The organism is Streptomyces sp. NPDC006552, from assembly GCF_040611655.1.
Classification (GTDB): domain Bacteria; phylum Actinomycetota; class Actinomycetes; order Streptomycetales; family Streptomycetaceae; genus Streptomyces.
On sequence record NZ_JBEXOS010000020.1, the window covers coordinates 49,244 to 73,723 of the forward strand.

General features: G+C 73.7%; 17 protein-coding genes. 10 read left to right on the top strand and 7 right to left on the bottom strand.

The genetic code is table 11. From position 1 onward, the window contains the following. Positions 1-370 precede the first annotated feature (370 nt). Positions 371-3,487, top strand: coding sequence for a sugar-binding domain-containing protein (locus ABZY33_RS14805; RefSeq protein ID WP_356491944.1), 3,117 nt, complete (start codon positions 371-373; stop codon positions 3,485-3,487). A gap of 118 nt (positions 3,488-3,605) precedes the next feature. Then, positions 3,606-4,142, top strand: coding sequence for a hypothetical protein (locus tag ABZY33_RS14810; protein ID WP_356491945.1), 537 nt, complete (start codon positions 3,606-3,608; stop codon positions 4,140-4,142). A 38-nt stretch (positions 4,143-4,180) separates the two neighbouring features. Here the strand turns inward: ABZY33_RS14810 and ABZY33_RS14815 are convergent, their stop codons facing one another. The 3 genes from ABZY33_RS14815 to ABZY33_RS14825 form a co-directional block, all read right to left on the bottom strand. Beyond that, positions 4,181-5,653, bottom strand: coding sequence for an MFS transporter (locus ABZY33_RS14815; protein WP_356491946.1), 1,473 nt, complete (start codon positions 5,651-5,653; stop codon positions 4,181-4,183). A gap of 167 nt (positions 5,654-5,820) precedes the next feature. Then, complete coding sequence (locus ABZY33_RS14820; RefSeq protein WP_356491947.1) at positions 5,821-6,828, bottom strand: type VII secretion protein; 1,008 nt, start codon at positions 6,826-6,828, stop codon at positions 5,821-5,823. Between the two features lie 1,593 nt (positions 6,829-8,421). Next, positions 8,422-9,666, bottom strand: coding sequence for an MFS transporter (locus ABZY33_RS14825; RefSeq protein ID WP_356491948.1), 1,245 nt, complete (start codon positions 9,664-9,666; stop codon positions 8,422-8,424). A 155-nt stretch (positions 9,667-9,821) separates the two neighbouring features. On the opposite strand from ABZY33_RS14825, the gene ABZY33_RS14830 reads away from it, so the two are divergent. The 6 genes from ABZY33_RS14830 (at position 9,822) to ABZY33_RS14855 (ending at position 15,868) form a co-directional block, all read left to right on the top strand. Continuing rightward, positions 9,822-10,580 (top strand): FCD domain-containing protein, encoded by a 759-nt coding sequence (locus ABZY33_RS14830; protein ID WP_356491949.1) that lies wholly within the window; start codon positions 9,822-9,824, stop codon positions 10,578-10,580. 72 nt (positions 10,581-10,652) lie between these two features. Next, entirely contained in the window at positions 10,653-12,320 is a 1,668-nt protein-coding gene (locus tag ABZY33_RS14835) for a cytochrome bc complex cytochrome b subunit (protein WP_356491950.1), read from the top strand. Positions 12,321-12,418: 98 nt separating this feature from the next. Further along, complete coding sequence (locus tag ABZY33_RS14840; RefSeq protein ID WP_356491951.1) at positions 12,419-13,189, top strand: enoyl-CoA hydratase family protein; 771 nt, start codon at positions 12,419-12,421, stop codon at positions 13,187-13,189. Next, the gene (locus tag ABZY33_RS14845; protein ID WP_356491952.1) at positions 13,186-14,052 is read left to right on the top strand and encodes a CoA-transferase; all 867 of its coding nucleotides are present in this window, start codon (positions 13,186-13,188) and stop codon (positions 14,050-14,052) included. The genes ABZY33_RS14840 and ABZY33_RS14845 overlap by 4 nt, the downstream gene beginning before the upstream one ends. Next, positions 14,049-14,798, top strand: a complete 750-nt coding sequence (locus ABZY33_RS14850; RefSeq protein ID WP_356491953.1) for a CoA-transferase — start codon at positions 14,049-14,051, stop codon at positions 14,796-14,798. The genes ABZY33_RS14845 and ABZY33_RS14850 overlap by 4 nt, the downstream gene beginning before the upstream one ends. Beyond that, the gene (locus tag ABZY33_RS14855) at positions 14,795-15,868 is read left to right on the top strand and encodes a nitronate monooxygenase (RefSeq protein ID WP_356491954.1); all 1,074 of its coding nucleotides are present in this window, start codon (positions 14,795-14,797) and stop codon (positions 15,866-15,868) included. Before ABZY33_RS14850 ends, ABZY33_RS14855 begins: the two co-directional genes overlap by 4 nt. A gap of 192 nt (positions 15,869-16,060) precedes the next feature. On the opposite strand, the gene ABZY33_RS14860 is transcribed toward ABZY33_RS14855, so the two are convergent. Both ABZY33_RS14860 and ABZY33_RS14865 read right to left on the bottom strand, forming a co-directional pair. Continuing rightward, entirely contained in the window at positions 16,061-17,218 is a 1,158-nt protein-coding gene (locus tag ABZY33_RS14860) for an acetyl-CoA C-acetyltransferase (RefSeq protein ID WP_356491955.1), read from the bottom strand. 56 nt (positions 17,219-17,274) lie between these two features. Next, the gene (locus tag ABZY33_RS14865) at positions 17,275-18,060 is read right to left on the bottom strand and encodes an SDR family oxidoreductase (protein ID WP_356491956.1); all 786 of its coding nucleotides are present in this window, start codon (positions 18,058-18,060) and stop codon (positions 17,275-17,277) included. A gap of 110 nt (positions 18,061-18,170) precedes the next feature. Here ABZY33_RS14865 and ABZY33_RS14870 point away from each other — a divergent pair, with 110 nt between their 5' ends. Both ABZY33_RS14870 and ABZY33_RS14875 read left to right on the top strand, forming a co-directional pair. Next, on the top strand, positions 18,171-19,325 hold the full coding sequence (locus tag ABZY33_RS14870; RefSeq protein WP_356491957.1) for an acyl-CoA dehydrogenase family protein: 1,155 nt from the start codon (positions 18,171-18,173) through the stop codon (positions 19,323-19,325). Then, complete coding sequence (locus ABZY33_RS14875; RefSeq protein WP_356491958.1) at positions 19,325-20,332, top strand: acyl-CoA dehydrogenase; 1,008 nt, start codon at positions 19,325-19,327, stop codon at positions 20,330-20,332. Before ABZY33_RS14870 ends, ABZY33_RS14875 begins: the two co-directional genes overlap by 1 nt. Positions 20,333-20,350: 18 nt before the next feature. On the opposite strand, the gene ABZY33_RS14880 is transcribed toward ABZY33_RS14875, so the two are convergent. After that, complete coding sequence (locus ABZY33_RS14880) at positions 20,351-21,484, bottom strand: serine hydrolase domain-containing protein (RefSeq protein ID WP_356491959.1); 1,134 nt, start codon at positions 21,482-21,484, stop codon at positions 20,351-20,353. A 166-nt stretch (positions 21,485-21,650) separates the two neighbouring features. After that, positions 21,651-24,479, bottom strand: a complete 2,829-nt coding sequence (locus ABZY33_RS14885; protein WP_356491960.1) for an NHLP bacteriocin export ABC transporter permease/ATPase subunit — start codon at positions 24,477-24,479, stop codon at positions 21,651-21,653. Position 24,480 lies beyond the last annotated feature (1 nt).

A 24,480-nucleotide genomic window follows, 5' to 3' on the forward strand; every position in this document is an offset into this window, starting at 1 on the left:
CCGCCGCGAACGTTCTGGGCTCGCGGACGCTCACGAAACCGTCGATCTTCGTCGATCCGGTCAACGCTATCCGCAAGCCGGACATTCCGGCCCACCCGGCCCCTCCGCGAGCCGTGCGCACACCGTCCGTGTTCGGCATATCGGCAGTTTGGGCGGGATTTGCCAAGGGCCTTGACTAAGGCCTGGCCGAAGTCGAAGGATCCGTTCTCGCACGCCAGTTGCTTTCTGATCGAACCTGTTTGATCGAACCTGTTTGGTCGGAGCTGTTCGATCGCAGTTGTTCGATCGCATTGTTCGATCGGACTCGTTCGTCACGACCCGTCCGCCAAGACCTGTGCGTACGGACCTGTTCGCTTCGAGGGGACCCGTCATGCCTGTCACCCGCAGAACCGTGCTGGCCGCGGGCGCGGCCGCCCCCGTCGCCGGGGCACTCGCCGTACCTCCGGGCCACGCCGCCGAGCGCACCGGCACGGTCGGACGCCGTACCGTCGAACTCACCGACGGCTGGCGCTTCGCGCTCGTCGACCTCGGCGCCGGCGCCGACCCGGCCGGCGCCTACGCCGATGCCGAGCAGCCCGGATTCGACGACACGCACTGGCGCACGGTCGCGGTCCCGCACGACTGGAGCATCGAGCAGACCCCGACCACCGAGCACCACACCACCAGCGGTACCGGCTTCCTGCCGGGCGGTCTCGGCTGGTACCGGAAGACGTTCACGGTGCCGCGCCACTACGCGGGCAAGCGGATCTCGGTCGAGTTCGACGGCGTCTACATGGACGCGAACGTCTACGTGAACGGCACGCTCGTCGGCAACCACCCCTACGGCTACACCGGGTTCGCCTACGACATCACCGGCCTCGTGCACACCGACGGCCGGACCGCCGACGTCCTCGCGGTCGAGGTCCGCAACCAACTGCCCAGCAGCCGCTGGTACTCCGGCAGCGGAATCTACCGCCGGGCCCGCCTCGTGGTCACCGAGCCGGTGCATGTCGCGCGCTGGGGCACCTTCGTGACGACGCCCGATCTGGCCGCGACCCTGGACAACGGGTACGCGACGGTCGACGTGCGCACCGCGGTCGTGGGCGAGCCGGGTACCGCGCGGGACGTCACCGTCGTCTCCACGGTCCGCGACCCCAAGGGGCGGCGCGTTGCGCGGGCCGAGTCCCTGCTCAAGGGCGTGGCGGGGGGCCCGGCCACGGCGCACCATCAACTCACCCTGCGAAGTCCGCAGTTGTGGTCCATAGAGACCCCGGAGCACCGGTACACGCTCGTCACCGACCTGCGCGTGGACGGGCGCACCGTCGACACCTACCGCACCCGCTTCGGTATCCGGCACGCCGTCTTCGACCCCGAGAACGGCCTCTCCCTCAACGGCACCCACCTGAAGATCAAGGGCGTCGACCTCCACCACGACCTCGGAGCGCTCGGCGCGGCCGTCCACCCCGACGCCGTCCGGCGCCAGCTGCGGATCATGAAGGACATGGGCGTCAACGCTCTGCGCACCTCGCACAATCCGCCCGCGCCCGAGGTGGTCGAGGCGTGCGAGGAACTCGGCGTGATCATGCTCGTGGAGGCTTTCGACTGCTGGCGGACCGGCAAGAACACCTACGACTACGGCCGCTTCTTCGACGCGCACAGCGACGCCGACATCGCCGAGATGGTGCGGGCGGCCCGCAACTCACCGGCCGTGCTGATGTGGTCGATCGGCAACGAGATCCCCGACTCGACCCGCACCGAGGGCATCGCCATCGCCCGGCGCCTCATCGACGCGGTCAAGACGCTCGACCCGACGCGGCCGGTCGTCATCGGCTCCGACAAGTACCGTTCGCTGCCCGCCGCGGGCTCGCCCGCCGACCTGATCCTCGCCGGGCTCGACGGCCTCGGCCTGAACTACAACACGGCCGCCTCCGTCGACGCGCTGCACGCCCGCTACCCGCACCTGTTCCTCTTCGAGTCCGAATCGTCCTCGCAGACGTCGAGCCGGGGCACGTACCAGGAGCCGGAGCACCTCAACACGGGGGAGAACCACACCCCCGGCCGCCGCGCGACCTCCAGCTACGACAACAACCTCGCCTCCTGGACCATGAGCGGCGAGTACGGCCTGAAGAAGGACCGCGACCGGCGGTACTTCGCGGGCGAGTTCCTGTGGTCCGGCATCGACTACATCGGCGAGCCCACCCCGTACGACGTGTTCCCGGTGAAGGCGTCGTTCTTCGGCGCGGTCGACACCGCCGGCTTCCCCAAGGACATGTTCCACCTCTTCCGCAGCCAGTGGTCGGACGAGCCGATGGTGCATCTGCTGCCGATGGACTGGACGACGCACGAGCGCGGGGCGGAGGTGGAGGTGTGGGCGTACGCGAACGTCGCCGACGTCGAGCTGTTCCTCAACGGCCGTTCGCTCGGCGTGCGTTCCTTCGACGAGAAGAAGACCGTCGACGGCCGGCCCTACCTGGAGACCACCGAGGCGACCGGCGACGACAAGACCGTGACCTCCGGCCCCTACCCGGGCAGCTACACCAGCCCGAACGGCAGCGCCGGCAAACTGCATCTGAACTGGAAGGTGCCGTTCGCACCCGGTGAGCTGAAGGCGGTCGCACGGCGCCGCGGGAAGGCCGTGGCCACGGATGTGCTGCGCACGGCAGGCGCGGCGCACGGCGTGCGGCTGACCGCCGACCGCACGTCGGTCGCCGCGGACGGGCGCGCGCTCGCCTTCGTGACGGCCGAGGTCGTCGACGCGCGCGGCGTCGTCGTGCCCGACGCCGAGCACCTCATCGAGTTCGCCGTCGACGGCGGACAACTGGCGGGGGTCGACAACGGACGCCAGGAGAGCGCCGAGCGCTACCAGGCCACTACCCGCACCGCCTTCCACGGCCTGGCGCTCGCGATCGTCCGCGCGGGGACCCGGCCCGGCACGCTCACCGTCACCGCCCGCGCCGGCGGCCTGCGCACCGGGAAGGTGTCCGTACGGGTCACCGGGCCGGCCGGGGCGCCCGTCACCCCGGGCACGCCGTTCGCGCCCGATCCGGGACCGGGCCCCGCCGTCTTCCCGCGCGCCGACGCCAGTTACTCGGGCGCCCCGGACACGCTGCCCGCCGCGATGCTCGACGGCGACCCGGCGACACAGTGGTCCAACGCCTTCCACAAGGCCGCCACGGCCTTGCTGCCCGCCTTCGAGGGGGCCCGGCCGCGCGACTGGGTCTCGGTGGAGTGGCGGCGGGAGCGGACGGTCGGGCGGGTCGAGATCTCCTTCACCGCCGACGACCGGCACACACTGCCGGCATCGGTCACCGTCTCGGCGTGGGACGGCACGCGGTACGTTCCCGTGCCCGGCGCCGACCTCCACCGGGCCGCGGCGTCCGGCGAGCCGACCGTCGTCACCTTCGACGCCGTCCGCTGTCGTCGGCTCCGGCTCGACCTCGTCAGCGGCGCTCCGGGTACGGCGCGGGGCGCGTGCGGGATCAGCGCGCTGGACGTGGCGCCGTCGTGATCTGACGCGGACCGGAGCGGCGCTCGCTCCCTTCATGCCCGGGCGGCCCAGGAGCCGGGCGGCCGTCCATGATCGGCTACGCTGCCCGTTCCTGTCGGCATGTACACAAAGAGGAACGATGGCCTGGACGCGGAGACCGGCACTGGCCGGGCTGACGATGGTGCTCGTGGCCGCGCTCGCGGCGTGCGGGGGCGGTGGCGGCGGCGCGGACCGGGAGCCGTCGGGGCACGCCGGCGCGGCGAAGGGGAGCGGCGCCCACGCCGGCCGGCCGGACGGGCGGCCCAGGACGGTCGCCGGAGTCCGCGACGCGGTACGGCACGTGACGCGGCAGACCGCCCGCAGCACCCGTCCGCACCTGGTGCGCACGTGCGCGAGCGAGAGCCGCAAGGTCAGGCACACCGGCCGCAGCAAGGGACGGACCCGGACCTGGTACACCACCGAGAAGCACCAGGACTGCACGAAGGTGCGCCGCGGCACGGAGACGTACACCCGCGTCGTGCGCCCCGAACGCTGGTGCGTCCGGCTCGACGACGTGAACGGCGAGCCGCGCACGGACGACGTCTGGTACCGCGTCCGCCGCGACGCCTACACGAAGGTCGACGAGGCGGACGCGCGCGCGAAGGTCACCGTCGAACCGGTCGCCCGGGGCTGCTGACCGGGCTTGCCGGCCACGGGAGTCGGGGCGCCCCGGGCTCACGCCGCCTCGGGTATCCGCTCTTTGACGAGCCCGTACAGCACGACCGACACGGCCATCACACCGGCGGCCGTGAAGACACCCGGCGCCCAGCTGCCCGTCGCGTCGCGCAGCACACCGCTGACGACCGGGCTGGCCACCGCGCCGATCTCGGCCACCAGGTTGAACAGGCCGAAGAGCGAACCCCGGTCCTCCTCGGGGGCGAGGTCGCCCAGGAGGCTGTGCACGATGGGCTGCAACGCGTTGAAGAAGAGCCCGGAGCAGAACAGGATCAGGCCGAGCAACAGCAGGGACGGGCGCCCGTCCAGCAGGCTCAGGCCGAACGCCACCGCGAGCACCGTGTGCACCGCGGCGCACACCACCGCCAGCGGTTTGCGGCCCTTGCCCGCGCGCACCCGCCGGTCCGCGATCCAGCCGCCGACCGGGAAGCCGATGATGCCCGCCCCCGCGTTGAACGCGGCGGTCAGCGCGGCGGCGCCGAGGCTGCTGTGCGCGCTCTCCGCGACGATCTGCACGGACCAGAACGAGAAGAACCACAGGTTCCACATCACCGCGACGAAGCTGAGGCAGATCAGCCAGACGTTGCGGTTGAGGAGGTGCGCGGAGCGCCCGGTACGGATGATGCCCCGGATCACGAGCGTCACCATGACGAGGAACAGGACACCCGAACCGACCGCCGTCAGCCACTCCGGCCAGCTGAACTCGTCGGCCAGCAAGAAGAGCGCGACGATGGCGACCGCCGCGGGCACCGAGTAGCCGATCAGCCGCAGCGCCGGAGGGCCCAGCCGCAGCGGGCGGTCGCCGCGGGCCCGGAAGAACCACCACGTGGCCGCCGCGACCAGCAGGGAGACGGTGCCGAACACGTACAGCGGCATGCTCCACGCCCGGTCGCCCAGGCCCCAGGCGCCGCCCAGGTCGATCAGGTGCGGCGTGGCGACGATGCCGACGGTCAGGCCGATGGACAGGCCCGACAGGACGACGCCGAGGCCGATGGTCCGGCGGGCCGGGGGCGTGTGGCCGATGACCAGGACCCGGTCGTTGGAGTAGAAGACGCCCTCGCCCAGGCCGGTGAGCACCCGGGCGACGACGAACCCGACGAGGCCGCCGGTCAGGCCGGAGACGAGCGTCAGCAGCCCGGCCCAGAGCAGCGACACGACGAGCATCTCCCGGTGCCCGTACCGGTCGCCGAGCCGGCCGCCCGCGTACTGCGTGAGCATGTACCCGGTGAAGAACATCGAGCCGATGAGGCCGCCGAGCGTCGCCGGGTTCGACGCGTCGCCGATGAAACCGGCCTTGTTCTCGATCATCCAGGAGACGACCGGGCCGGTGACCGTGCGGTCCGCGTAGCTGACGAGCCAGCCCGCGAGCAGAAAGCCCCAGAGGTGGGTGTAGCGGCCGGAGAACAGCGCGCGGCGCGGCTCGTGCGGTGGCCCGGCGGTGCGGGCCGGTGCGGTGGAGTCCCTGTCCCTCATGCGTCCCCCTTGACGCCAGGTGGCTGGAAAGCGCTTGCCAAGATCGCAGGGGGAGACAGGGACGTCAATGCTTGACATTTGCGCGGACGGTGCGTAGGCCGTCGCCGGTCGGGCCGGTTTCCGGGGTGTCTGCGGCTACGGGGTGCGCGGTACCCCGCACCGCGGGCTCACTGGCTGCGCACCGCCCGCTGCACCGCCTCGGCCGCGAGGTGCGCGGCCGCGCGCCGGGTCGCCGAGGCGAGCAACTCCGTGCGGATCGGGCCGCCCGCCGCGAGGTGGCGGTCGTAGGGGAGGTGGACGACGCCCGCGCCGGTCTCGCGGATGTGGGCCGTGGCCGCGGCCAGGTCGAGGTTCTGGTCCGGTGCGCCCGAGGTGAGGGCCACGACGGTGGACGGCAGCGTGGAGTGCGGCAGGCCGGCCAGCCAGTCCAGGACGACGCGGGTGCCGCCGACGCCCTCGGCCGTCATCGGGGCGACGACGACGCGGGCGTGCGCGGTGTCCATGGCGGTTCGCGCGACGTCGCCCGGCAGCGTCTCGCAGTCGACGACCGTCATGGCGAAGTGGCGGCGCAGCGCGAGGGTGACGGTGCGGTAGGTCGGCACGTCCAGCGGCGGCCCGACCCGGCCCTGGCTCGCGGGGAGCAGCCAGCCGCCGTCGGGGAGGGGCACCAAGTAGCCGGTGATGTCGAGGAGATGCATCGACGGCGTGAGGATCTGGGCGAGTTCGCCGCAGGACCAGCGCACCGACTGGGCGCCGAGCCGTACCGCGAGCGTGCCGAGGGCGGCGTCCGCCTCCAGGGCCAGCACCGGGTCCTGGCGGACGCGCTGGAGCGTACGGGCGACGAGCGCGGCGGCGGTGGTCTTGCCGACGCCGCCCCGGATCGAGGTCACCGCGATGACCCGGCCCTTGGTCACCGGGTACTGCAACTCCCGTACCCAGCGCGCCTCTTCGCCGCCCGCCTGCGCGGACGGCCTGGCGATCCGGCGCAACGACCGGCCCGACCTGCGGGCCACCGAGTCGCCGTGCTGCGGCTTGCCCGTGGCCTGCGTGAGCCGGGGATCGACGGTGAGCACGGGCTCGGGGGCGGGGAAGGCGATGCCCGGGCGGGGCCGGACGACCGGAACGGAGCCGCTGGCCGCGGGGGGAGCGGGCGTGGGGGGCGGGGCCGATGGCATGGGGGGTGGGGTGGTCACCGGGCGGGCGTCTTCGACCGGCGGGGTGGTGGACGTACCCGGTGCGGGGGGCAGCGGCGGCGCGTCCTGGGGGCCGGGTGCCGAGGGTGCGGGTGCGCGGTCCTGGGGTTCGGTGGTGTCGACCGTGTGGGTGGGGGCGGGCTGCGGTGCCGGGAGGGGGGTCGAGGTGGTCCCCGTGGTGTCTGTACGGGGCTGCGTGCCGGGCAGCGGCCTCGGGGTGAGGTCGGTGGGGGGAGGCGGTGCCGTAACGGTTGTGCGGGGCGGTGTGGCGGGCCGGGAGTGCGGGGCGGTCTCCTCGGGGGAGGGCGCGGGATGTGACGGGGCCGGGTGCGCGGGGGTCGGCCGGGGCCCCTGGGGTGTGTCTATGCGGGGCGCCGGGGGTTCCGTGACGTCCACCGGCGGCGCTGTCGGGACGGGCCGTGGGTTGGGCGCGCCGTCGACGGGCGGTTGCGAGGCTGCGTCGGGCGTGGCTGTGCCCTCGGCGGTGTCCGCGTGTGGCTGCGGGGCGGTCTCCACGGGGTGGGGTGTGTGCGGCTGCGGCACCGTCGCATCGGTGGACGCACCCGGCGCGGTGCGGTCCGCCACCGCGGGGTCCGGCTGGGCCGGAGGCTGCGTGCGCGGGGGTTCCGTCGCGGCCTCAGCAGCCAGCTGGGCCGGTGACGGCGCGGGTGTGCGCTCAGTCGAAGCCGCGGGGTTCGGCTGGTCCGGAGGCTGCGTATGTGAGGGGTCCGTCACAGCGTCGGAGTTGTGCTGGGCCGGTGACTGCGTGTGGGGGCGCTCCCCGGTGGTCCCGGGGTTCGGCTGGGCCGATGACGGCGTGTGCGGGAGTCCCGCCGGGGAGTCGGGAGTCGTCTGAGCCGGTGACGATGTGTGCGGGCGCTCCGTCGCAGCGTCGGAGTTGGGCTGGGCCGGTGACGATGTGTGCGGGTACTTCCCGGTGGCCCCAGGAGTCGGCTGGGCCTGCGGCTGCACGTGCGGGCGCTCCGTCGCAGCGTCGGAGTTGGGCTGGGTCGGGGACTGCGTGTGGGGGCGCTCCCCGGTGGTCCCGGGGTTCGGCTGAGCCGGTGACGGCACGTGCGGGCTTTCCTGCGCGGCGCCGGAGTTGGGCTGGGCCTGCGGCTGCACGTGCGGGCGCTCCGTCGCAGCGTCGGAGTTGGGCTGGGCCGGAGACTGCGCGTACGGGTGCTCCCCGGGGGCTCCGGGGTTGGGCTGAGCCGGTGACGGCACGTGCGGGCGTTCCGTCGCGGCGCCGGAGTTGGGCTGGGGGCGGGGTTTTGGGTGGAGCTTGCCCGGGTGGAGGCGGGACGCGTCGGGGTGGCGTACCGGGAGCGGGGACTTGGTGCGGTCCGGGGCGGCGCTCTCGCCGTTGGTCTCCACGACGGTCACCACGTCCGGCGGGCGGCAGCCCGGGTCGGCACCTGCGAACCAGTCATCCACGCCCCCACGTCGAACATCATCGGCAGACCCCCGGATCGAGTCAGTGCGCCTTCACTTGCGCCGGGCTCGGCCCCCAGCGGACCCCCGGCCGCGAAAGCCTATCTCCCCGCACCGGTAGCAGTGGCAAAGCCCTGGGCCTCACGCCTCCAACTGCCGGGCGCGTCCGGCCCCGACCCCCGCGACACCCATCGGCACGCACACCACGGCGAGCAGCGACAGCGGAACCGTCCAGCCGCCCGTCGCGTCGTGCAGCGCACCGAGCAGGAACGGACCCGCCGCGGCGAGCAGATACCCGACCCCCTGCGCCATCCCGGACATCTCGGCGGCCCGCCCCGCGTCGGGGGCACGCAGCACGATCACGGCAAGAGCCGTACTGATGAGCAGCCCGGAGCCGAAACCCTGCATCAGCATCCACGCGTAGGCCCCGCCGACCGGTGCCACGATCAGGCCGATCAGGGAGACGAAGAAGAGCGCGGTGCCGGTGAGGGCGAACGGCACCTGGTTGCCGGCCCGGCCGACGAGCGCGGTGAAGGCGAGCGAGCCCGCGATGCCGACCAGGCTCATCAGGGACAGCATCCAGCCGGCCTGCGTACTGGACATGCCCTCGTCGGTGAGCATCGCGGGGATCCAGGCCGCGCACGCGTAGTACTCCAGGGACTGCAGTCCCATGAGCAGCGTGATCTGCCAGGCGAGGCGCGAACGGCGCAGTGGCGTACGGGAGTCGGCCGCCTGCCCGGCCGGGGCGGCCGGCACGTCCGCACGGCGCAACTGCGGCAGCCAGCACACGAACGCGAGCGCCGAGAGCACGGCCCAGACACCGATCGCCCCGCGCCAGCCGAGCCCGAGCGCGTCGCCCAGCGGCACCGTCACCCCGGCCGCGAGAGCCGCGCCGCAGAACAGGGCGACGGAGTACAGGCCCATCATCAGGCCGGTGCGCTGGTGGAAGTGGCGCTTGATGACGCTGGGGACGAGCACGTTCGAGAGGGAGATCGCCGCACCGATCAGGACGGTGCCCGCGAAGAGCGCCGGCAGTCCGGGCGCGAGCCGCACCGCGATGCCCGCGGTGAGCAGGGCCATCATCGCGCCGAGCGCCCGCGTCATGCCGATCCGCCGGGCCAGCTTCGCCGCGAACGGGGCCAGTAGTCCGAAGCAGAGGATCGGCAGCGTGGTGAGCAGCCCGGCGAGCGAACCGCTGAGCCCGGTGGAGCCGCGGATCTCGTCCAGTTCGGGGGAGACGGCCACGACGCCCGGCCGCAGGTTCATCGCGAGGAGCAGGACCCCCGCGGCCAGCACCCCACCCGCCGCCCGCGCGGGAACGAGCCGGGTCGTTTCGGTAGTAAGGAGCGGCTCGGCGGGGGTCGAGGGGTCAGCGTTGCGCGGCATGCGTTCCAACGTAACATCCCATGTTTGGGGTGAGTGAATCCCGTCGATGCGGTCTTATTGGGTGCCAATGAAGAGAAGAGCGCCGCCGCAGGGGCATCGAATATGGGATATTTGAGGTCTCGCCGTGACCCATGCCCCTCCAGGAAAGGCCCACCGTGTCCGAAGCAGCACAGGCCGGTGCCACCCTGGTCCAGCGGACCATCGGGCGGATCGAACGGCGTATCGAGAACGGGGAGTGGGCCGTCGGGGACCGGATTCCGGCGGAGGGGCAGCTCGTCGAGGCGTTCGGGGTGGGGCGCAACACGGTGCGCGAGGCCGTCCGGGCGCTGTGCCACACCGGCCTGCTGGAGGCCCGCCGCGGTGACGGGACGTACGTGCGGGCGGCCAGCGATCTCAACGCCGCGCTGCAACGGCGGCTGCGCCGCGCCGAGTTGCGGCACGTCCTTCAGGTGCGCCTCGCCCTGGAGCGGGAAGCCGCGCCCGCCGCCGCCGTGCACCGGGGCGAGGACGACCTCGCCCGCATCCTGTCCGCGCTGCTGGCCCGGCGCCGGGCGGACGAGAACGGCGAGGCGGCCGTCTTCGTGGAGCAGGACCTCGCCTTCCACCGGGCGGTCGTCGCCGCGAGCGGCAATCCGCTCATGACCGACCTGTACGAGAGCATCACGGCGTCGGTACGCGACAGCATCGCCTCGCTGCTCCCGGCCTGGGAGCCCGAGCGGCCCGGCGCCTGCGCCCATGACGACCTGGCCGACGCGATCGCGCGCCGCGACCCGCAGGCGGCGGCCCGCGCCGCATGGGCGCACACCGCCACCGTGGAGGCCGCCCTGGCGCGGACGGCGGAGGCGCAGGGGGCGCAGGAGGCGGACGGGGAACGAGAGGTGGAGGCGGGAGCGGCGGCGACGGACGGGGAGTGATTCCGCCCTGTCGGGCTCACTCCGACGCGCCTACCCTGGCGGTGGCCTCACCGGGCTTCGAGGGGGAGTCGCATGAGCGAGGACATCGATCGGACCCACGACGACCGCCGGCGGGCGCGTCCCCCGAGCGGCGGGGAGCGGCTCGCCGACTGGGCGGACGGCCGGCTCGGCATCTACCAGCTCGCCAAGGACCAGGTGCGCAAGGTCTTCCCGGACCACTGGTCCTTCATGTTCGGCGAGATCTGCCTCTACAGCTTCCTCATCCTCATCCTCACCGGCACGTTCCTGACCTTCTTCTTCGAGCCCAGCAACGCCGACGTCGTCTACAACGGCTCGTACGAACCGCTCCGGGGTGTCCTGATGACCCGGGCCTACGAGTCGACGGTCCACATCAGCATGGACGTGCGCGGCGGTCTGCTGATCCGGCAGATCCACCACTGGGCCGCGCTGGTCTTCGTCGCGGGGATGCTCGCGCACATGATGCGGGTCTTCTTCACGGGCGCGTTCCGCAAGCCGCGCGAGGTCAACTGGCTTTTCGGCTGGACCCTGTTGATGCTCGGGATCATCACCGGGCTCACCGGCTACTCGCTCCCCGACGACCTGCTCTCCGGCACGGGCCTGCGGTTCGCGCAGGGCGCCATCCTGTCCGTGCCGGTCGTCGGCACGTACCTGGCGTTCTTCCTGTTCGGCGGCGAGTTCCCGGGCGAGGACTTCATCGCCCGGCTCTACCCCGTCCACATCCTGCTGCTGCCGGGCATCATGCTCGGCCTGGTCGTGGCCCATCTGATCCTGGTCTTCTACCACAAGCACACCCAGTTCGCGGGCCCCGGCCGCACCGAGAAGAACGTGGTGGGCGCGCCGCTGCTGCCCGTCTATGTGGCCAAGGCGGGCGGCTTCTTCTTCCTCGTCTTCGGCGTGCTCGCGCTGATGGGGGCGGTCGCGACGATCAACCCCGTCTGGGCCTTCGGACCGTACCGGACGGACCTCGTGACGACCGGCGCCCAGCCCGACTGGTACCTCGGCTTCTCCGAAGGGCTGATCCGGGTGATGCCGGGATGGGAGCTGAACGCCTGGGGGCACACGGTCCAGCTCGGCGTCTTCCTCCCGTTCCTGCTCTTCCCGCTGGTCATGACGGTGATCGCGGTGTACCCGTTCGTCGAGGCATGGGTCACGGGCGACCGGCGAGAGCACCATCTGGCCCAGCGGCCCCGCGACCACCCGGTCCGCACCGGCCTCGGCGTCGCCTGGCTGTCCCTGTACGCCGTGCTCCTGGTCGGCGGCGGCAACGACATCGTGGCCGTGCGCCTGCATCTGTCCATCAACGCCATCACCTGGGCCGTGCGGATCGGCTTCTTCGTCGTCCCCGCCCTCGCGTTCACCGTCACGAGACGGGTCTGCGCCGGGCTGCAACGCCGCGACCGGGCGAAGTCCCTGCACGGCCGCGAGTCCGGCATCGTCAAGCGGCTGCCCCACGGGGAGTTCATCGAGGTGCACGAGCCGCTCTCCCGCGCCGAGTTGTACACGCTGAACGTCCACGAGCAGCCGCAGCCCTACGAGTTGGGGCCGCCCGTCGACGAGAACGGCGTGGCGCGGAAGTTCACCGCCCGCCAGCGGGTGCGGGCGCGCCTCGCCAAGGCCATGTACGGGCCGGGGACGTACGTGCCGAAGGTGACCGCCGAGGAGTACCGGGCGCTGCACGCCGGCTGGCACGAGTCCGAGCGGGATCCGTCCGCGCACTGAGCCCCGCGGCGCGACGGCGTCTGTCGTCCGCCGGTCATCGCTGCTACCTTCCGTCTACTGACTAACAAACGTTTGGTTGGAAGGTGGCGGAGGCGCCGATGCCTGTCTCCCTCTCGTACGCGGACGGCACGCCGACGGACCGGGCGATCGCCGTCGTCGACGTCGACTACCCACCGGTCAACGCCCTGCCCGTGCAGGGGTGGTTCGACCTCGCCGACACGGTCCGCTCGGCCGGCCGCGATCCCGACGTGCGCTGCGTGCTGCTCACCGCGTGCGGCCGCGGCTTCAACGCGGGCGTCGACCTCAAGGAGATGCAGCGCGACAGCGGTCACACGGCGCTGATCGGAGCCAACCGCGGCTGCGCGGCGGCCTTTCGCGCCGTCTACGAGTGCGAGGTGCCCGTCGTCGCCGCCGTGCAGGGCTTCTGCCTCGGCGGCGGGATCGGGCTCGTCGGCACCGCGGACGCGATCGTGGCGAGCGACGACGCCACGTTCGGCCTGCCCGAGCTGGACCGGGGCGCGCTCGGCGCCGCCACCCACCTCGCCCGGCTGGTCCCGCAACACCTGATGCGCGCCCTCTACTACACCTCGCGCACCGTCACCGCCGCCGAGCTGCACGCGCACGGCTCGGTCTGGAGCGTCGTACCGCGCTCGCAACTGAGAGACGCGGCGGTGGAGTTGGCGACCGAGATCGCTCGCAAGGACGGCTACCTGCTGCGTCTCGCCAAGGCGGCCCTGAACGGCATCGACCCCGTCGACGTCCACCGCAGTTACCGCTACGAACAGGGCTTCACCTTCGAGGCGAACCTCAGCGGTGTCGCCGACCGGGTCCGCGCCGGCTTCGGGACCGCCCCGAGGGAGACGACGTGAGCAGGGACAAGACGCTCACCGCCGACGACGTGGCAGGCCGGCTGCGCAGCGGCATGACCATCGGGATCGGCGGCTGGGGCTCGCGCCGCAAACCCATGGCACTGGTGCGGGCCCTGCTCCGCAGCGACCTGACCGAACTGACCGTCGTCTCGTACGCGGGGCCGGACGTCGGCCTGCTGGCCGCCGCGGGCAAGATCCGCAGGCTGGTGGCGCCGTTCGCCACGCTCGACTCGATCCCGCTGGAGCCGCACTTCCGCGCCGCGCGCGAAGCGGGCCGCATCGCGCTGACGGAGGTGGACGAGGCGATGTTCATGTGGGGGCTGCGCGCCGCCGCGAACCGGCTGCCGTTCCTGCCCGTGCGGGCCGGCCTCGGCTCGGACGTCATGCGCGTCAACCCCGGCCTGCGCACGGTCACCTCACCGTACGAGGACGGCGAGACGCTCGTCGCGATGCCCGCCCTGCGCCTGGACGCGGCGCTGGTCCACCTGAATCGCGCGGACCGGTCCGGCAACGGCCAGTACCTGGGCCCCGACCCGTACTTCGACGACCTCTTCTGCGGGGCCGCCGAGGAGGCGTACGTCTCCTGCGAGCGGATCGTGGACACGGCCGAGCTGGCTGAGGGCGGGCCCCCGCAGTCGCTGCTGATCAAACGGCACCGGGTCAGCGGCGTCGTCGAGGCGCCGAACGGAGCGCACTTCACCTCCTGCGCCCCCGACCACGGGCGCGACGAGCCCTTCCAGAAGCTGTACGCGACCACGCCGTACCCGCAGTTCCGGGCGCGGTTCCTCGACGGCGACGAGCAGGCGTACCAGGCCGCCGTCGAGGTGTGGCGGCGGGAGACCGACGGCGGGGAGGGCCGGTGAGCACCACGCCGGACGCCACCGTGACCCGCGCGGAGTACTGCGTGATCGCCTGCGCGGAGGCCTGGCGCGGCAGCGGGGAGCTGCTCGCCAGCCCCATGGGCCTGATCCCCGGCATCGCGGCACGGCTCGCCCGCCGCACGTTCGCGCCGGAGCTGCTGCTGACCGACGGCGAGGCCCTGCTGATCGACGGTGGCGGGGAGTGTGAGGGCTGGCTGCCCTACCGCCAGCACCTGGAACTCGTGGCGAGCGGCCGCCGGCACGTGATGATGGGCGCGAGCCAGCTCGACCGGTACGGCAACCAGAACATCTCCTGCATCGGCGACTGGCGGCAACCCGGCCGGCAGCTCCTCGGAGTGCGCGGCGCACCCGTCAACACGCTCAACCATCCGGTGAGTTACTGGGTGCCCCGGCACAGCCGCCGGGTCTTCGTGCCCGCGGTCGACATGGTCAGCGGCGTCGGCTACGACAGCGCCGCCGCGGCCGGGCCGTCCGCGACCCGCTTCCATCACCTGCCCCGCGTCGTCACCGACCTCGCCGTCCTCGACTTCGCCACCCCGGACCACGCGATGCGCCTCGCCTCGCTCCACCCCGGCGTCACCGTCGAGGAGGTACGCGAGGCGACCGGGTTCACGCTGGTGCTGCCCGGCGACATCCCGTACACGCGCGCGCCGACAGCCGCAGAACTGCGCCTGATCCGTGAGGAGTTGGACCCGACGGGGCTCCGCCGCCGGGAGGTGCCCGCGTGAGCGGTGGGGCGGCGCCGCCGGTCTTCCGGACGGCGCTCACCGACCTCACCGGCGTCCGCCACCCGATCGTGCAGACCGGCATGGGCTGGGTCGCCGGACCCCGGCTCGTCTCGGCGTCCGCCGCCGCCGGCGCGCTCGGCGTACTCGCCTCCGCGACCATGACGGTCGAGCAACTCCGTTCCGCCGTACGGGAGGTGAAGTCCCGCACCGACCGGCCGTTCGGGGTCAACCTGCGGGCCGACGCGGGGGACGCCCGCGAGCGCGTACGGATCATCGTCGACGAGGGTGTGAAGGTGGCGTCCTTCGCGCTCGCCCCCTCCAAGGAGCTGATCGCCGAGCTGAAGGACGCCGGCGTCGTCGTCATCCCCTCCGTCGGGGCCCGCCGGCACGCCGAGAAGGTCGCCGCGTGGGGCGCCGACGCGGTCGTCGTCCAGGGCGGCGAGGGCGGCGGCCACACCGGCGCCGTGGCGACGACCGTGCTGCTGCCGCAGGTCGTCGACGCCGTCGACATCCCGGTGATCGCCGCGGGCGGCTTCTACGACGGCCGGGGGCTGGTCGCCGCGCTCGCCTACGGCGCCGCCGGCATCGCCATGGGCACCCGTTTCCTGCTCACCTCCGACTCGCCCGTGCCCGCCGCCGTCAAGGACCGCTATCTGGCCGCGGGCGTGCGGGACATCACCGTCACCACCGCCGTCGACGGGCTGCCGCACCGGATGCTGCGCAGCGAACTCGTCACCGCACTCGAACGGGCAAGCCGGCCCGCCGCCCTGCTGCGCGCGGTCCGGCACGCGGCCGCCTTCCGCACGGTGTCCGGCCTCGGCTGGCCTCGGATGGTCCGCGACGGCCGCGCGCTCAAGCACGGCAAGGACCTGTCGTGGAGCCAGGTGCTGCTGGCGGCCAACACGCCGATGCTGCTCAGGTCCGCGATGGTGGACGGCGATCCGCGGGGCGGAGTGATGGCCGCCGGTCAGGTGGCCGGCGTCATCGACGACCTGCCGTCGTGCCACGAACTTGTGGACCGGATCGTGGCGGACGCGCGGCGAACGCTGGAGGGCCTGCGGCCGGGGTAGGCCCCTGGGGGCGGCGGTAGCCGGCCCGGGCCCGCCGGCCCTCGGCGGACCGCTCGGCGGTCTGCCCCGCGGTCAGGGGCTCGCGCCCACGGGCGCGTGAGCGCGGCCCCGGGGTCACCGGCCCGCGGCCGGGGCAGTCGGCAGAAGCCCGCCCGGAGCCGTCCCGGCCGCGCCGCGGTCACGGGCGCGGGCTCACAAGCGCTCGATGACCGTCACGTTCGCCTGGCCGCCGCCCTCGCACATCGTCTGCAGCCCGAACCGGCCGCCCGTGCGTTCCAGTTCGTGCAGCAGCGTCGTCATCAGCCTCGCGCCCGTCGCGCCCAGCGGGTGGCCGAGGGCGATGGCACCCCCGTTCACGTTGACCCGGGCCGGGTCGGCGCCGGTCTCCTTCAGCCAGGCGAGGACCACCGGGGCGAACGCCTCGTTGATCTCCACCAGGTCGATGGCGTCGAGCGGCAGGCCCGTCTTCTTCAGCGCGTGGGCGGTGGCGGGGATCGGCGCCGACAGCATCCGGATCGGGTCCTCGCCGCGGACCGAGAGGTGGTGGACGCGGGCGCGCGGTGTCAACCCATGGTCGCGCACCGCCTGTTCGGACGCGAGGAGCAGCGCGGCGGCGCCGTCCGACACCTGCGAGGAGCACGCCGCCGTGATCGTGCCGCCCGGCACGACGGGGGCGAGCGCCGCCATCTTCTCCCGGGTCGTGTCCCGGCGCGGGCCCTCGTCGGCGCCGACGCCGCCGTACGGGACGGTCTCGCGCGCGAAGCGCCCCTCGTCGAGGGCGCGGACGGCCCGTTCGTGCGAGCGCAGCGCCCACTCCTCCATGGCGTCCCGCGAGAGGCCCCACTTGTCGGCGATCAGCTCGGCGCCGTGGAACTGGTCGACCGGCCGGGTGCCGTAGCGGGCACGCCAGCCCGCGCTGCCCGCGAACGGGCCCTCGGTCAGGCCCAGCGGCGCGGCGGCCTGCCGGGAGGCGAACGCGATCGGGATCATGGACATGTTCTGCGTGCCGCCCGCGACCACGAGGTCCTGCGTGCCGGAGAGCACGCCCTGCGCCGCGAAGTGCACGGCCTGCTGCGAGGAGCCGCACTGCCGGTCGACCGTGACGCCCGGCACCTCCTCGGGCAGCCCGGCCGCGAGCCAGGAGGTGCGCGCGATGTCACCGGCCTGCGGACCGACGGTGTCGAGGCAGCCGAAGACGACGTCGTCCACGGCGGCCGGGTCGACGCCGGTGCGTGCCATGAGCGCCGTGAGCACGTGCGCGCCCAGGTCGGCGGGGTGTGCGGCGGACAGACCGCCGCCGCGCCGGCCCACCGGGGTGCGCACGGCGTCCACGATGTACGCCTCGGACATGGTCGACTCCTCAGGTGGGGTAGTGGCGGGCTCGTGCGTGGAGGGGACGGTGGCACTCAGGCGTGCCGGTCGCTGACGGAGAGCACCTCGCCCGTCAGGTACGAGGAGTAGCCGCTGGCCAGGAAGACGATCGCGTTGGCGACCTCCCACGGCTGCGCGTACCGGCCGAACGCCTCCCGGCCGGTCAGCTCCTCCAGCACCTCCGGCGAGGTCACCTTCACCAGGTGCGGGTGGAGGGCGAGGCTCGGCGCGACCGCGTTGACCCGGATGCCGTGGCCGGCCGCCTCGACGGAGGCGCAGCGGGTCAGCGCCATCACCCCGGCCTTGGCGGCGGCGTAGTGCGCCTGCCCGGCCTGGGCGCGCCAGCCGAGCACGGAGGCGTTGTTGACGATCACGCCCGCCCGCCCGGCCGCCGTCATCAGCCGCAGCGCCGCCCGGGTGCAGCGGAACGTGCCGGTCAGCGTGACATCGATGACCCTGGCCCACTGCTCGTCGGTCATCTCGGTGAGTGCGGCCGTCCCGCCCAGGCCGGCGTTGTTCACCACGATGTCCAAGCCGCCGTGGACGCGTTCGGCGAGCGCGAACAGCGCCCGCACCTGCTCCTCGTCGGTCACGTCGCAGGGGGTGCCCGCCACCCGGTCCGCGCCGAACTCCTCGGTGAGGACCGCCACGGTCTCGGCCGTGCGCCGCGCGTGCGCGTCCCCGACGACGATCCGCGCGCCCTCCTCCAAAAACCGGCGGGCGGTCGCCCCGCCGATCCCCGCCCCGGCCGCCGCGGTGATCACCGCGGTCCGTCCCGTGAGGAGCCGGTGAGCCGGTAGGTAGGGCGGCGGCGTGCTCATGCGCGTACCTCCAGGGGCAGCGGGCGACGACATCTCGACGGAGCTCCGACCCGGAGGCTAATCTACCAAACACTTGTTAGGGAAGCAGGCGAGACGGAGGCGCGAGTCCGATGGACCTGACGATCGACGCCGAGGACGCGGCGTTCCAGGAGCGGGCGCGCGCCTGGCTCACCGCCCACGTGCCGGCCGTGCCACTGCCCTCGCTGGAGACCGAAGAGGGGTTCGCCGCGCACCGGGAGTGGGAGCGCACGCTGGCCGCCGACCGCTGGTCCGTCGTCTCCTGGCCCGCGCGGTACGGCGGACAGGACGCCGGGCTCGTCCGGTGGCTGCTCTTCGAAGAGGCCTACTACGCGGCGAAGGCGCCCGGCCGCGTCACACAGAACGGGATCAGCCTCCTCGCGCCGACCCTGTTCGACTACGGCACCGAGGAGCAGCGCGCGCGGATCCTGCCGCCCATGGCGAGCGGCCAGACCGTCTGGGCGCAGGCCTGGTCCGAGCCCGAGGCCGGCTCCGACCTCGCCTCCCTGCGCGCGACAGCCCGTCGCGCACCGGGAGGCTGGCTGCTCAACGGCGAGAAGACGTGGTCGTCGCGGGCCGCCTTCGCCGACCGGGCCTTCGGCCTGTTCCGCAGCGACCCCGCCACCCTGCGGACCGACAAGCCGCACCACGGGCTCACCTACCTCATGTTCGACCTGCGCGCGCCCGGCGTCACCGTCCGGCCGATCGCCCGCCTCGACGGCAAGCCCGCCTTCGCGGAACTCTTCCTGGACGACGTGTTCGTGCCCGACGCCGACGTGATCGGCGAGCCCGGCCAGGGCTGGCGCATCGCCATGTCCGCGACCGGCAGCGAGCGCGGCCTGACCCTGCGCTCGCCCGGCCGGTTCCTGGCGAGCGCCGCGGAGCTGGTGCGGCAGTGGCGGGCCGCGGGCGAGCCGGGCGGCACCGCGGTGCGGGACCGGGTCGCCGACGCCGTGATCGGCGCCCGCGCCTACGCGCTGTTCACCTGGGCCCACGCCTCGCGCGTCCTCGACGGACAGGACCTCGGCGCGGAGTCCAGCCTGAACAAGGTCTTCTGGTCCGAGTACGACCTGGCCCTGCACGAGACGGCCCTCGAACTCGACGGACCGGACGGCGCGCTGGCCGACGGCCGGTGGGCCGAGGGGTACGTCTTCTCCCTGGCCGGGCCGATCTACGCCGGGACCAACGAGATCCAGCGCGACATCATCGCCGAACGGCTGCTGGGCCTGCCGAAGGGGCGGCGTTGATGCGCTTTCTCCTCGACGCCGGGCAGCGGGAGTTCGCCCGCACCCTCGACGCGCTGCTCGGCGCGGCGGACGTACCGGCGGCGGCGCGCGCCTGGGCGGCGGGCGATGCCGGACCCGGCCGCGCCCTGTGGCGCCGCGTCGCCGGCTGCGGCCTGTTCACGCTCGCCGTCCCCGAGACGTGCGGTGGCGTCGGTGTACGGCCCGTCGAACTCGCCGTCGCCTTCGAACAGTTGGGGCGCAGCGCCGCGCCGGGCCCGTACGCGGAGTCGGTGGCGGCCGCGGCCCTGTGCGCGGGTCTGTGCGACGCGGGCACGGACCTGCTGGGCACGGTCCTCACCGGGGACGCCCTGGCCACGCTCACGGTGCCGGGCGCGGGCCCGTACCTGCTGGACGCGGACGCGGCCGACGCGCTGCTGGTCGTGGCGGACGGCGCCCCCTGGACCCTGCGGGCCGCCCCCGGCCACGGGCCGCCGCGCCCCGGCCTCGACGCGGCCCGCCGGTACGCCGAGCCCCTGCCCGGCGGCGAGTTGCTCGCCGCGGGGCCGGCCGTGCGGGAAGCGGCCCGCCGCGCCGCCGGCCTGGCCCGGCTCGCCACCGCCGCCCAGGCCCTGGGCGTCGGCCGGACCCTGCTCGACCGCACGGTCGCCCACGTCCGCGGCCGCACGCAGTTCGGGAGGCCGATCGGCGCGTTCCAGGTCGTGCGGCACCGGCTCGCCGACACTCTGATCGCCCTGGAGTTCGCCCGTCCGCTGGTCTTCGGCGCGGCCCTGACGATGCGCCCGGCCGACCTGGCCGCCGCCAAGGTGGCCGCGGGCGAGGCCGCCCGCACGGCGGTCCGCACCGCGCTCCAGTTGCACGGTGCGCTCGGCTACACCGCCGAGTTCGACCTGAGCCTGTGGCTGACCAAGGCCGGAGCGCTGCGCGGCGCGTGGGGCACACCGGCGCAGTGCCGGGCCCGGGTCCTGGCGGGAGACGGGCAGGACGGCGGGGACGGGCAGGACGGCTGAGGCGGGCTGCCGCGGCCCTTACGCCGTGTACGCCCAGAAGTCGCGCATGACCGGCGGCAGCGGCGAGGGGCCGGTCAGTGCCAGCTGGGTCAGCAGGATCGTCACCGTGCCGGTCGAGGGCGTCAGGTGGGCCGCCGTGCCGGAGCCGCCGACCCAGCCGTAGCGGCCCGGCACGTTCCACGGTTCGCGGCGCTCGACGTCCACGGAGCCGCCGAACCCCCAGCCCGAGCCGAGCGTGAACAGCTCGCTCGCCGCGCGCTGGGCCGCGCTCAGGTGGTCCGTCGTCATGAGCCGCACCGACTCCGCGGAGAGCACGGGCCCGCCGCCGTCGAGCAGCATGCGGGCGAACGCCCACCAGTCGTCCACCGTGGACACGAGCCCGCCCGCGCCGGAAGGGAAGGCGGGCGCACTGCTCCACTGCCCGTCCGGGGTGTCGACGCGCTCCGCGCCCCCTTCGGCGGTGGGCACGTACGCGCTGGTGAAGCGGGGGCGGGAGGCGGCGGGGACCTCGAAGCCGGTGTCGCGCATGCCGAGCGGCTCGAAGATCCGCTCGGCGAGGAAGTCCGGCAGGGACCGGCCCGTCACCCGTGAGATCAGCACGCCCTGGATGTCGGAGCACGTGTTGTAGAGCCACGCCTCGCCCGGCTGGTGCAGCAGCGGGACGCGGCCGAGCGCGGCGAGCCAGGTGTCCGGCTCCGGCACGCGCTGCGGCGCCTGCGGGTCCATCAGCGCGAAGACCGGCTGCACGGCGGGGAGCGAGAAGTCGGCCGGGAAGCCCCACCCGGCGCGGAACGTCAGCAGGTCCTCCACCGTGATCGGGCGGACGGCCGGCACGACGTCCTCGACGGGGCCCGCCGGGTCCCGCACCACGTCGGGCGCGGCCAGCTCGGGCAGCCAGTGCCCGATCGGCGCGTCGAGGGCGAGGCGGCCCTCGTCCACCAGGATCATCACCGCCGCCGCCGTGACGGGCTTGGTGAGGGAGGCGATACGGAAGACGGAGTCCCGCGCGAGGGGCGTCGTGCCCTCGGCGTCGGCGTGCCCGACGGCCACGACCTCGGCCCGGTCGCCGCGGGCCACCAGCCCCACGGCGCCCGGCAGGGGCCCCTTGTCGACGTGCGGGGCCAGAACATCACGCAAAGCGGTCTCGGACATCGGGGTCACCCTTCTGGAACCTGGAACAGGCGATGGCAGGCAACTGCGGACAGCAGGCGTCATGCGTACCGCAAGAGTGACCGCCGGACCACGCGTAACTCATCGCACGCCGCCCCAGCGTGTCGGCCGCCCGCACCGGGCCGGGTGCGGCCGCCCGCGCCGGGTCTCACGCCATCTGCCGCCGCACCAGCTCGTGCAGCCGCCCGCCGGTGTCCGCGAGCAGCTCCGCCGGAGCGCCCTGCTGGACGACGCGGCCGCCCGACATGACGACCACCCGGTCCGCGTCCAGCACCGTGGAGAGGCGGTGCGCGATCACGACGCGGGTCGCGTGCAGCGCGCGCGTACTGTCGATGACGATGCGCTGGGTCTCGTTGTCCAGCGCGCTCGTCGCCTCGTCGAAGAAGAGGACGCGCGGGCGGCGGATCAACGCCTGCGCGATCATCAGGCGCTGGCGCTGCCCGCCGGAGATCGCCCCGCCGCCCGCGATCATCGTGTGCAACCCCATCGGCATCCGCTTGATGTCCTCGGCGAGACCGGCCATCTCCGCCGCCGCCATCGCCTCCTCCTGGGTGAACGACTCGGCGCCGCAGATGCAGTCGTAGACGGACCCGGTCAGCGGCTGCGCGTTCTGCAGGACCACCCCGCACTGGCGCCGCACCGCCGCCTGGTCGAGCGCCGCGAGGTCCTGGCCGTCGTACAGGACGCTGCCGGACGTGGGAGCGTCGAAGCCGATGAGCAGGCGCAGCAGCGTCGACTTGCCGCAGCCGCTCTCGCCTACCACCGCCACGAACTCGCCGGGCCGGATCGCGAGGGAGACGTCGTCGAGGACCAGCGGCCCGTCGTCGGTGTAGCGGAAGGAAAGGCCGCGCGCCTCCAGGGCGCCGGTCAGCTCGCCGGGCTGGGTCGCGGAGCCGCGCACCTCGGGCTCCGCGTCGAGGACCGGCTTGATCTGCTCGTACATGGGCAGCACCGCCGCCGCCGAGATCAGCGCACCCGTCAGCTGCGTCACCGAGGTCAGGAGCATCGTCACCGCGGTGTTGAACGTGAGGAACGAGGCCGCCGACAGACTCCCGCGCGCGGGACCCGCGAGCAGCATGAACATCACGAGGGAACAGAGCGGGAGGTAGACGGAGTTGAGGACCGTCGTCACGTTCTTGATGCGGCCCGCCCGGCGCTGCAGCTCGCGGCTGTGCGCGAACTCCTTGGCCCACGCCGCGTACGCGAAGCTCTCCGCCCCGGCGACCCGCAGCTTCGGCAGCCCGCGCAGCGTCTGGTAGGCCCGGTTGTTGAGCTTGTTGCCCAGCTCCACCAGGCGCCGCTGCCAGCGCAGTTCCCACAGCCCGAGCGTGAGGAAGACGCCCGCCACGACCACCAGCATGCCGAGCGCGGCCAGCGCCAGCGGCACGCTGTAGCAGAGGAGCATCACCAGGTTCATCGCGCCGATCGTCACCGACTGCGCGGCGACGGGGCCCACCCCGGACAGCAGTCTGCGGATCGCGCTGATCCCCATGGCGGCACTGGCCAGCTCGCCCGTGGAGCGCGCCGCGAAGAACCGCGTCGGCAACCGCAACAGCCGGTCCCAGACCGCCGGTTGCAGCACGCTCTCCACCCGGCCCTCGACCCGCAGCACCGTCACGTTCTGCACCAGCATGAAGACCGCGGAGACCACGCTGGTGACGACCACGGCCAGCGAGACCTGGGTGATCAGGCTCGTCTGCGCGGTCGGTACGTACGTGCCGAGGACCTGCCCCGTCGCGACCGGCACCAGCGCGCCGAGCCCCACCGTCACCAGGCCCGCGAGCAACAGCCTGCGGACGTCGGAGGCCGCCGCGCGCAGACTGAACCGGGCGAGGCGCCAGGGCGACAACTCCCCTTCGGGAAGCGGCCGGTAGAGCATCACGGCCCGCTCCTCGAAGTCCTCCGCGGTGTCCTCGTCGACGCGGGTGCGCCGCTCGCCCGAGGGGTGGACGGCCTCGTAGCCGCCGCGCCGCCACAGCAGCGCCACCGGCGTCCCGGAAGCGGCCCGGAAGCCGACCAGCGGCCCCGTGTCCTGGCGCCACCAGGCGCCCACGAGCCGGACCGGGCGGGTACGGATGCGGGAGGCGACCGCGATCTGCTCGACCGGGTCGATCCGGTCGCTGACCGCGCCGCCGCGCCCCGGCTCCGCCAGCGTGATCCCGGACGCGTCCGCCACCACCTTGCAGGCCGCGTACGTCGCGTCGGCCCCGCCCCGCGTCCCGCGGCCGCGCCGCCCGCGCGGGCCGATCGACGCCAGCAGGGTCCGGTCGGCCTGCTCCCGGACAGCCTCGCCCGCACGGATGCCGGCCGCCGCCCGGTCCTCGTGCGCGCTCTCCAGCCGTTCGATCCACCGGTCGAGCGTGGACAGCAGCCGGTACTGCTGGTTCACCATCCGCTGCCACAGCGCGCCGTCCATCAGCAGATCGGCGGCGGCGTCGGCGGCATAGGCGGCCCCGTACCGCACGCTGCCCGGGGCGAGCTGGGGCCACAGCACGTCGTCGTCGCCGGTGATCTCGTGGTCCGCGGTGTGCCCGGCCCGGTCGCCGAGCGGCGCCTCGAACAGCACGCGCTGGCCGCGACCGACGCCGAGCGCGAACGCCTCCTCCAGCAGGCTCCACGCCATGTCGTACGCGCCCTCGTGGGTGGGCGGCGAGTACGGCAGCTCGCGCAGCGGGACCCGGCGCAGCACACAGCCCGCGAGCGGCCGCCCGACCAGCGTGTGCTGGGTGCCCTCGACGGGGCCGAGCAGCAGCGTGCCCGGCTCCAGGCGGCCCAGGAAGTGCCAGTGGCCCTGGGCGTGGGCGTCCACCGCGAAGAGGTCGAGCGCGCCGTCCACCACGAGCCACAGCACCTGCGGCCCTTCCAGCGGCAGGCTGCGCAGCCCCGTGCAGTCGACCGGCGCCCCGAGCCCGCCGAACGCGGCGACCACCTGGTCCGAGGCGGCGTGCGGAGTGAACTCCGGTTGTGTGTAGGTCACT